This window comes from Rhodoferax sp. OV413, from assembly GCF_945881795.1.
Classification (GTDB): Bacteria; Pseudomonadota; Gammaproteobacteria; order Burkholderiales; family Burkholderiaceae_C; genus Allorhodoferax.
Window position 1 is genome coordinate 1 of record NZ_CAMCVG010000082.1, and the last position, 9,371, is coordinate 9,371.

The 9,371-nt window shown below is 62.5% G+C and carries 11 protein-coding genes; 9 read left to right on the top strand and 2 right to left on the bottom strand.

The genetic code is table 11. The features are described from left to right. The first annotated feature begins 581 nt into the window (after positions 1-581). From Q0O05_RS09795 to Q0O05_RS09805, 3 genes are all read left to right on the top strand, one after another. Positions 582-1,724 (top strand): RluA family pseudouridine synthase, encoded by a 1,143-nt coding sequence (locus Q0O05_RS09795; protein WP_366519048.1) that lies wholly within the window; start codon positions 582-584, stop codon positions 1,722-1,724. Then, complete coding sequence (locus tag Q0O05_RS09800) at positions 1,721-2,395, top strand: HAD-IA family hydrolase (protein ID WP_293662554.1); 675 nt, start codon at positions 1,721-1,723, stop codon at positions 2,393-2,395. Before Q0O05_RS09795 ends, Q0O05_RS09800 begins: the two co-directional genes overlap by 4 nt. A 94-nt stretch (positions 2,396-2,489) precedes the next feature. After that, positions 2,490-3,530: a S49 family peptidase gene (locus tag Q0O05_RS09805; RefSeq protein WP_293662556.1), complete on the top strand. Its 1,041-nt coding sequence runs from the start codon at positions 2,490-2,492 to the stop codon at positions 3,528-3,530. Positions 3,531-3,539: 9 nt separating this feature from the next. Here Q0O05_RS09805 and Q0O05_RS09810 read toward each other — a convergent pair whose 3' ends face one another. Together Q0O05_RS09810 and Q0O05_RS09815 are read right to left on the bottom strand one after the other, a co-directional pair. Next, positions 3,540-4,220 (bottom strand): SAM-dependent methyltransferase, encoded by a 681-nt coding sequence (locus tag Q0O05_RS09810; protein ID WP_293662557.1) that lies wholly within the window; start codon positions 4,218-4,220, stop codon positions 3,540-3,542. A gap of 71 nt (positions 4,221-4,291) precedes the next feature. After that, positions 4,292-4,897: a Maf family nucleotide pyrophosphatase gene (locus Q0O05_RS09815; RefSeq protein WP_293662558.1), complete on the bottom strand. Its 606-nt coding sequence runs from the start codon at positions 4,895-4,897 to the stop codon at positions 4,292-4,294. Between the two features lie 25 nt (positions 4,898-4,922). On the opposite strand from Q0O05_RS09815, the gene Q0O05_RS09820 reads away from it, so the two are divergent. From Q0O05_RS09820 to Q0O05_RS09845, 6 genes are all read left to right on the top strand, one after another. Continuing rightward, complete coding sequence (locus tag Q0O05_RS09820) at positions 4,923-5,459, top strand: YceD family protein (RefSeq protein ID WP_293662560.1); 537 nt, start codon at positions 4,923-4,925, stop codon at positions 5,457-5,459. Between the two features lie 129 nt (positions 5,460-5,588). After that, on the top strand, positions 5,589-5,771 hold the full coding sequence (gene rpmF / locus Q0O05_RS09825; protein WP_293662562.1) for a 50S ribosomal protein L32: 183 nt from the start codon (positions 5,589-5,591) through the stop codon (positions 5,769-5,771). Between the two features lie 108 nt (positions 5,772-5,879). Further along, on the top strand, positions 5,880-6,908 hold the full coding sequence (gene plsX, locus Q0O05_RS09830) for a phosphate acyltransferase PlsX (RefSeq protein WP_293662563.1): 1,029 nt from the start codon (positions 5,880-5,882) through the stop codon (positions 6,906-6,908). 27 nt (positions 6,909-6,935) lie between these two features. Beyond that, complete coding sequence (locus tag Q0O05_RS09835) at positions 6,936-7,913, top strand: beta-ketoacyl-ACP synthase III (RefSeq protein WP_293662565.1); 978 nt, start codon at positions 6,936-6,938, stop codon at positions 7,911-7,913. Between the two features lie 53 nt (positions 7,914-7,966). Next, positions 7,967-8,917 (top strand): ACP S-malonyltransferase, encoded by a 951-nt coding sequence (gene fabD, locus Q0O05_RS09840; protein ID WP_293662567.1) that lies wholly within the window; start codon positions 7,967-7,969, stop codon positions 8,915-8,917. Further along, positions 8,914-9,371, top strand: a 458-nt coding sequence (locus tag Q0O05_RS09845) for an SDR family NAD(P)-dependent oxidoreductase (RefSeq protein WP_293662569.1), incomplete at its 3' end; no start/stop codon positions are given. The genes fabD and Q0O05_RS09845, both read left to right, overlap by 4 nt.

Here is a 9,371-nt window from a genome sequence, read left to right on the forward strand (position 1 = left end):
GATTTCGTAGTCGAGCAGTTTTTGTCCGTCGACGATGGCCAGGCGGCGTTCTTCAGCCTGCGTGGCGTTGATCAGCATCCGTTTCATGGATTGCATCCTTCTTCAGTAAGTACATGCCCAGGATGGGCCAACGAAGCCGGACTGACGAACTGAAGTGAGGAGGAATTGCCGGAGAACTTCGGGTCACACGAGGTGACGAAGCGTAGGCGCGTGGACGGGGACGAGGGAGTGCGTTTGTGAACCAACTACCAAAAAGATAGCGGGTTGCGCAGGATTGACCGGGGCTGCAGGCCGATGTGTGCCACCCAACGGGGCGAAAACGCTCCGTAGGCACATGCATATCAGGCTTAACAACACAAACATCTCGTTTTGATCCGTCCGTCAACCAGGGGCTGACGGACTTGGGGTATTCCGTATCAGGGTTTCAATTCGTCGGCGTAAGCGCCTGGTTGCGCCGCCATCACCAGCAACTGGCGGGTGATTTGCGGGGATTCCGGGCGCAGGCTTCGACCTTCCAGCGCAGCGTTCAGTGGGGTGTGGACTAAACTCCAGACAAATCAACCACTTACAGCGCAACGCTAGTGAAACACATTATAGGGGGCAATCCGCCTCCACCCCCGCCGTCGGCAGGCGCCCAGGTGAAGTCCGTGACGGTGGACGAGAACAGCGCTGGCCAGCGGCTGGACAACTTCCTGATGCGCGAACTCAAAGGCGTGCCCAAAACCCATGTCTACCGGATCATCCGCAGCGGCGAGGTGCGCCTGAACAAGGGCCGCGTCAGCGCCGACAGCCGCATTGCCGCCGGCGACGTGATCCGGGTGCCGCCGGTGCGCACCTCGGAGCGGGTTGAGCAAAAACTCGCGGCCATGGCCGAGCAGGCCGGGCGCGCGGCGCCTGCCAAAGACTTTCCCTTGCTGTTTGAGGATGACCACTTTCTGGCGGTCAACAAGCCGGCCGGTGTGGCGGTGCATGGGGGCTCAGGCGTGAGTTTTGGCGTAATTGAGCAGCTGCGCATGGCCCGCCCGCAGGCGACGTTTCTGGAACTGGTGCACCGGCTGGACCGCGAGACCAGCGGCATTTTGCTGGTCGCCAAGCGCCGCAGCGCCCTGAAGATTCTGCAAGACCAGTTCCGCGAGCGCGAGACCGGCAAGACCTATCTGGCCCTGGTCGCCGGCGCATGGCCGGCCACTAAAAAGGTGCTGGACAGGTCGCTGCAGAAGTACCTGCTGCCCGACGGAGAACGCCGCGTGCGAGTGGTGGCCAAAGACCATCCGGACGCCATGCCCTCGCTGAGCTTGGTGCGGGTGCACTCGGTCACCCCGGCCCCCTGGGCGCCGCAAGCGCCGCAGCAGCGTGTGTATTCGTTGCTGGAAGTCACCATCAAAACCGGCCGCACCCACCAGATCCGGGTGCATCTGGCGGCCGAGGGGCTGGGCATTGCCGGCGACGACAAATATGGCGACTTTGAGCTGAATAAGGCCCTGGCCAAAGAGGAGGGGGCTGCCGCCCTCAAGCGCATGTTTTTGCACGCCTGGCGCTTCCAATGCAAACATCCTGCCACCGGCAAGCGTGTGGCGCTGCAGGCTGAATTACCCGCCGAACTCGCCCGTTTTTTACTGCAGGCCATTCCGGATGTTCCCGATAGTTCCGATATTCCGGGAATTCCAGATATCGCGCAGGATGCGGCCGCCGCCGCCATTTTCCGAGACTTCACGCCGCTATGAACCCATCCACCGCCCGCCCTCGCCGTTTTGACCTGATTGCGTTTGACTGGGACGGCACCCTGTTCGATTCCACCGCGGTGATTACCCGTTGCATTCAGCTGGCGGTGTCCGATGTCGGTGGCACCGTGCCCAACGACAAGGACGCGTCCTATGTGATCGGCATGGGCCTGATGCAGGCGCTGGCCCATGCTGCGCCGGATGTGCCGCAGGACAAGTACCCCCAGCTTGGTGCCCGCTACAAGCACCACTACGGCATCCACCAGAACGACCTCAGTCTGTTCGAGGGGGTGCTAGGCATGCTGGACCGTCTCAAGCACCGCCAGCACCTGCTCACCGTAGCCACCGGCAAGAGCCGCTCCGGGCTCAACGAGGTACTGCGCGATGTGAACCTGCAGGGCGTGTTTGATGCCACCCGTACCGCCGACGAGACCGCCGGCAAGCCCCACCCGATGATGCTCCAGGAGTTGATGACCGAGTTCGGCGTAGCGCCCGCTCGGGTGCTGATGATTGGCGACACCACCCACGACCTGCAAATGGCGCTGAATGCCGGCTGTGCCAGCGTTGCGGTGAGCTACGGCGCCCATGAACCGGACAGTTTTCAGGCCCTGAAGCCCCTGCACATCGCCCATTCGGTGGCGGAATTGGACGTTTGGCTCCAAGCCCAGGCCTGATTGCCCGCGCCCGCAGGTGCCAATGGCCGTGGCGCACCCGCATGCCCTGGTCCACTGGCATACTGGTTAATCATTTCCTACGGTATCTTGCTCAATGACCGAATCCCGCCCTCCCGAAGACCCGCCAGAAGGCGAAAATGTGCCTCCCACGCCCGCCGGTGCTGCGCAAGTAGCTCCTAAAAGTGTAGCAAGTCGTACGTCTGACAGCGCTCCAAGCTGGGAGCGCGCCACGCTGGAAAGTCTGGCGCAGGCCCTGCTTGCCGAGCAGCGAAGCGCACGCCGTTGGCGCAACGCCATCCGCATCGCATGGCTGGTGTTTTTGTCTGCGGTGGTGTGGATTGGGATGCACGAGGGACGCGCGCCCAGCGACATCAGTACCCCGCACACCGCGGTGGTGAGCATCCATGGCGAAATTTCTTCCGAGAGCGAGGCCAGTGCAGAGGTGGTGGTGGCCTCCATGCGCGCCGCCTTTGAGGACCAGGGCGCCAAGGCGGTGGTCTTGCTGATCAACTCGCCCGGCGGCAGCCCGGTGCAGGCCGGCATCATCAACGACGAAGTCCGCCGCCTCAAGGCCTTGCACAACAAGCCGGTGTATGCGGTGGTGGAGGAAACCTGTGCCTCTGCGGCGTATTACATTGCCGTGGCAGCCGACCGGATTTATGTGGACAAGGCCAGCATTGTGGGTAGCATCGGCGTGCTGATGGACGGTTTTGGATTTACCGGCCTGATGGACAAGCTGGGTGTGGAACGGCGCCTGCTGACTGCGGGAGACAACAAGGGCTTTCTGGATCCCTTCAGCCCTCAAACCGACAAGCAACGCTTGTTTGCGCAGACCATGCTGAACCAAATCCACCAGCAGTTCATCACCGTGGTGAAAGAAGGCCGCGGCACCCGCCTGAAGGAAACGCCGGAGATGTTCAGCGGCCTGTTCTGGACCGGTCAGCAAGCGATTGCGCTCGGACTGGCGGATCAGCTGGGCAATATTGATTTTGTGGCCCGCGAAGTGGTTCAGGCTGAAGAAATCGTGGACTACACCCGCAAAGACAACGTGGCCGAGCGCCTGGTCAAGCGTTTTGGTGCGTCTATCGGGGAAGGCGCGGTCAAGGCGGTGCGCAGCCTGCCGGCGTTTCACTAAGGCAGGCGGCTAGCGCCCAAGCGCAAACACCGTCGGCGTGGCGTTATCCAGCGCCCAGCCGTTGCTCTTCCAAACCTGCACTGTCTGGCTCCGGCTGCTGGCGTGCTCCAGCGTGAGCCCGCTGGCGGTGGCCAATCGGGTGTTGGGTTGCAAGGTTTGCAGCAAGCTCTGCAGCAAGGCGGTGTTGCGGTAAGGGGTTTCTATGAACAACTGGGTTTGGCTGGTTTTGAGCGCCAGAGACTCCAGCTCCTTCAGCCGTTTGGCGCGATCTGCCGCATCCGAGGGTACGTAGCCCACAAACGCGAAGTTCTGCCCGTTCAAGCCGCTGGCTGCCAGCGCCAGCAAGAGCGACACCGGCCCGACCAGCGGCACCACCTGCAAGCCCAGCGCGTGGGCCGCCCGCACCACCGAGGAGCCCGGGTCGGCAATGGCCGGCATGCCGGCTTCGCTCACCAGCCCGATGTCGTGGCCCTGCAGGGCGGGGGCCAGCAGGGGTCTGGCGTCGAATTCGCCCAGGTGATCGCCCTTCTTGTGGACTTCCCGCGGCAATTCCTGCATCTGCATTTCTTGCAATGGCACGCACAGCGGGTACGACTCACCCACCCGCTTGAGATAGGCGCGGGTGCTCTTGGCGTTCTCGCATATCCAGTGGCGCAGACCGGCCGCGTGGCGCAGTGTGTGGGCCGGCATACTGTGGTCTAAGGGGCTTTGGCTGGCGCAGCCGAAGTCCAGCGGCGCCGGCACTAAATACAGGACGCCACTCACGCGGAGACGCCCAGCAGATCCAAGCCCGCCGCGCGCAGCATGCGGCAGGTGCGTACCAATGGCAGGCCGACCAGGGCGGTGGGGTCGTCGTTGTCTATGGCATCCAGCAGGCTGATGCCCAGGCCTTCGCTCTTGGCGCTGCCGGCGCAGTCGTAAGGGGTCTCGAGTCGCAGGTAGTTTTCGATTTCCATGTCTGACACATTGCGGAACTGCACCCTGACGGGGGCCAAGTCTTCCTGCATAAATCCGCTGGCCTGGCAGATCACCGCAACTGCGGTCTGAAACACCACCGACTGCCCGCGCATGGCCTGCAACTGCGCCACCGCACGCTCATGGGTGCCCGGTTTGCCCAGCGCTTGGCCGTTCAAGTCGGCGACCTGGTCTGACCCGATCACGATGCACTCGGGGTGTTGCCGGGCTACTGCCCGGGCCTTGGCCAGGGCCAGGCGCCGGGCCAGATTTGCGGGGGCTTCGCCAGGCAGGGGCGTTTCATCGACTTCGGGTGCGGCAATTTCAAAGGGCAGCCTTAGACGCTCCAGCAGCGCGCGCCGGTAGACCGAGGTGGAGCCCAGGACGAGCTTTCTTTGCGGGAAATGTTGCATGGAGTGATTCTCTTACACTGCGCCTATGAAACACGAGTACTCACCCAGCAGCCTGTCTATCAAGGCCTTCGCGCAGGCCGGCGACACGCTCGACTGCGGCCTCCAGTTGTCGGATTTCGCCCGGCTGAGCGAGGAGTCGATGGGCCCGGTGGCGGGTGTGGCGGTTAATTTTTCGGCGCAAGGCGAGATGCGTGAAGACGCCTCCGGCCAGGATGAGCCCTGGGTTCGCCTGTCGGGCTCGACCCACCTCATCATGACCTGCCAGCGATGCCTGGGGCCGGTGGTGGTGGGGGTGCAGTTTGAGCGTTCGTTCCGCTTCGTCGCCAGCGAAGCGCTGGCGGAAGTGGAAGACGAAGAGTCCGAAGAGGATGTGTTGGTCATCAGCCGCGAGTTCAATCTGCAGGAGCTGGTGGAGGACGAATTGCTCATGGCTGTTCCGGCCGTGCCCAAGCACGAGGCGTGCCCCGTGCCGGTGAAGCTGAGTGCTGCGGATGCCGGCTTTGAAGATTCCGTCGCCGACACGCCCAACCCGTTTGCCGTCCTGCAGCAGCTCAAAAAGTAAGACTTGGAGATCGCCTGGGCCTTGGGCTATAATTTCAGGCTTCGCGCGTCGGACCCGACTCGCAAAAATAAGTTTTACTAACCCAACCGTGTTGCGGCTCTGCGCAGCACCTTGTTCCAGGAGCCAATCATGGCCGTTCAACAAAACAAAAAATCTCCTTCCAAGCGCGGCATGCACCGTTCGCACAACGCGCTGAACGTGCCCGGCATTGCTGTGGAGCCCACCACCGGTGAAATCCACCTGCGCCACCACATCAGCCCCACCGGTTTCTACCGCGGTCGCAAGGTGTTGAAGACCAAGTCCGAAGCCTGATTCCGGCCTGCCCCACGAAGCCCGAAGCTACAGTTTTTGTAGCGACGGGCTTTTGTCATTGGGGCGCCGGATAATCGCTCGCTCCCGCTTTACTGGATTCAAGCACGCATGATTACGATTGCCGTCGATTGCATGGGGGGCGACCACGGCCCCGGGGTCACGCTGCCTGCCTGTACTGAGTTTTTAGACCGGCGCCCCGACGCTGCTTTGATGCTGGTGGGGCTGCCCGAGGCACTCCAAGGCTTCTCGCACCCCCGCGCCAAGCTGGTGTTTGCCAGCGAAGTCGTCACGATGGACGACCCGCTTGAAGTCGCCCTGCGCAAGAAAAAAGACTCGTCCATGCGCGTAGCGGTGCAGCAGGTAAAGGACGGCGCTGCCCAGGCTGCCTTGTCGGCCGGCAACACGGGCGCCCTGATGGCGATTTCGCGCTACCTGCTCAAAACGCTGGACGGGATCGAGCGCCCAGCCATTGCTGCGCAAATTCCGAATGCCAAAGGTGGCGCTACGACCGTGCTCGATCTGGGTGCCAATGTGGACTGCACCGCCGAGCACCTGCTGCAGTTCGCTGTCATGGGGGCTGCGCTGGTGTCGGTGCTTAGTGGCGACGAGTCGCCATCGGTGGGGCTGCTCAATATTGGCGAAGAGGTCATTAAAGGCAACGAAGTGATCAAAAAAGCGGGCGAACTGCTGCGTTCTGCATCTAACGCCGGCGATCTGAACTTTATTGGTAACGTGGAAGGCAATGATATTTTTAAGGGCGTGGCGGCCATCGTGGTGTGCGACGGCTTTGTGGGCAATGTGGCGCTCAAGACCAGCGAGGGACTGGCAACCATGTTTGGAACCTTCCTGAAGGCAGAGTTCTCCCGCAATATCTTTACGAAAATGGCTGCGATCGTGGCTTATCCGGTCTTAAGTGCGTTTAAAACTCGATTTGATCACCGGCGCTACAACGGCGCCGCACTGCTGGGCTTACGCGGGCTGGTGTTCAAGAGCCACGGCTCGGCGGACGCGCTGTCCTTCGGTAATGCGCTGAACCGCGCGTATGATGCAGCCCGAAACAACTTGCTGGACCGCGTTCAGGTTCGCATCGCCCACGCCGCACCCTTGTTGGCTGTGGTTGAGGCGGCTGTCGACTGAACTGAACGGGGTGAGCGCATACCACCCATGAGACGTTTTTCCCGCATCACAGGCACCGGCAGCTACCTGCCCCCCCGCCGGCTGAGTAATGCCGATTTGGTGGCCGAACTTGCCGCCAAGGGTGTCGAGACCTCGGATGACTGGATCGTTGAGCGCACAGGGATCCGCGCGCGGCACTTTGTGGCCGACGGCGTGTACAGCAGCGACCTGGCCTTGCAGGCCTGCCAAAGCGCCTTGGAAGCGGCCGGGCTGCAGGCCTCGGAAATCGACTTGATCATTGTGGCCACGTCGACCCCTGACATGGTGTTCCCGTCTACCGCCTGTATCTTGCAAAACAAGCTGGGCGCCAATGGCGGCGCGGCGTTTGACTTGCAGGCGGTGTGTAGCGGCTTTGTGTATGCGCTGGCGGTGGCGGACTCCATGATTTGCACCGGAGCCGCAAAGCGGGCGCTGGTGGTGGGGGCTGAGGTTTTCTCGCGCCTGCTGGATTTCACCGACCGGACCACCTGTGTGCTGTTTGGCGACGGCGCCGGCGCGGTGGTGCTGGAAGCCTCTGACACTCCGGGTATTTTGGCCAGCGATCTGCACGCCGATGGCAAGCACGTTGGAATACTGTGCGTGCCCGGCCATGTGTCCAACGGCCATATTCTGGGCGACCCGCTCTTGAAAATGGACGGCCAGGCGGTGTTCAAGCTGGCGGTGGGCGTTCTGGAAGACGCAGCCCGCGCTACGCTGGCCAAGGCCGGCAAAACCGAAGCGGACATTGACTGGCTGATTCCGCACCAAGCCAACATCCGCATCATGCAAAGCACGGCCAAAAAGCTCAAGCTGTCCATGGACAAAGTGGTGGTCACGGTGGACCAGCACGGCAATACGTCGGCGGCATCGATTCCGCTCGCGCTGGACGCTGCGGTGCGCTCCGGCCAGGTTAAGCCCGGGCAGAACCTCATGCTCGAGGGCGTGGGTGGTGGCTTCACCTGGGGCGCGGTGCTCCTGACTTTGTAGCTGCTTTCGCAATAGCGGCGGGCGATGGCGCCTTATTTGACTTATAAATCTTCATGAAACCATTTGCTTTTGTATTTCCCGGCCAGGGTTCCCAATCGGTGGGCATGCTGGACGCATGGGGCGACCATCCGGTGGTTGTGCAGACCTTGAAAGAGGCCTCTGACGCGCTGGGCGAGGACGTGGCCCGACTGATTCACGAGGGCCCCAAGGAGGCCTTGGCGCTCACCACCAACACCCAGCCGGTGATGCTGGTGTCCTCGGTCGCGGCCTACCGCGTCTGGATGGCGGAAACCGGCGCCGCACCCCAGGCGGTGGCGGGCCATTCCCTGGGCGAATACTCGGCGCTGGTTGCTGCCGGTGCGCTGAGCCTGGCGCAGGCTGCGCCTCTGGTGCGCCTTCGGGCGCAGGCCATGCAGGAAGCGGTGCCTGTGGGCGTGGGAGCCATGGCGGCCATTTTGGGGCTGGACGCTACGAAAGTCATAGCTGGATGCGCAGAAGCGATGAGCACTTTCGGCACTTCAAGCACTGAAGTCGTGGAGGCGGTGAACTTCAACGACGCCGCCCAAACGGTGATTGCCGGCAGCAAGGCCGCGGTCGACAAGGCTTGCGAAATCCTCAAAGCGGCCGGTGCCAAGCGGGCTTTGCTGTTGCCGGTGTCTGCGCCTTTTCACTCCAGCCTGATGCAGCCCGCCGCCGAAACGCTGCGGTACCGGTTAGATGAAATTGAGATCGCCACGCCCCAGATCCCGCTCATTAACAACATTGACGTGGCCGTTGAGTCCGACGCAGGCCGCATCCGCGATGCGTTGTACCGCCAGGCTTTCGGCCCGGTCCGCTGGGTGGAGTGCGTGCGGGCCCTGAAGGCGCGGGGCTTGAGCACGGTGGTGGAATGCGGCCCGGGCAAGGTGCTGGCCGGCATGGTCAAGCGCATCGACGCCGACATGGCAGGCTTTGCTCTGTTGGACCCCGCAACTCTGGAAGAAGTGAAAGGCCTGCTCGCATGAACGACATTGCATTGGAAAGCCAAGTGGCCCTGGTCACCGGCGCATCGCGCGGCATCGGCGCAGCCATCGCGCTGGAATTGGCCCGCAAGGGCGCGCGTGTCATTGGTACCGCCACCTCGGACGCCGGTGCTGCGACCATCCGCGCAGCCTTGGCCGCCTTTCCCGGCTGCGATGGCCGCACCCTGAATGTGACCGATGGCGCGGCCATCGAGGCGCTGGTGGACGCTGTGACCAAAGAGCAGGGTGGCTTGCAAATTCTGGTCAACAACGCCGGCATCACCCGTGACACGCTGGCCATGCGCATGAAAGACGACGACTGGGACGCGGTTATCGACACCAACCTCAAGGGCGTGTTCCGTATGAGTCGCGCGGTGTTGCGCACCATGATGAAGCAGCGCTATGGCCGCATCATCAGCATCACGTCGGTGGTGGGCGCCTCCGGTAACCCCGGCCA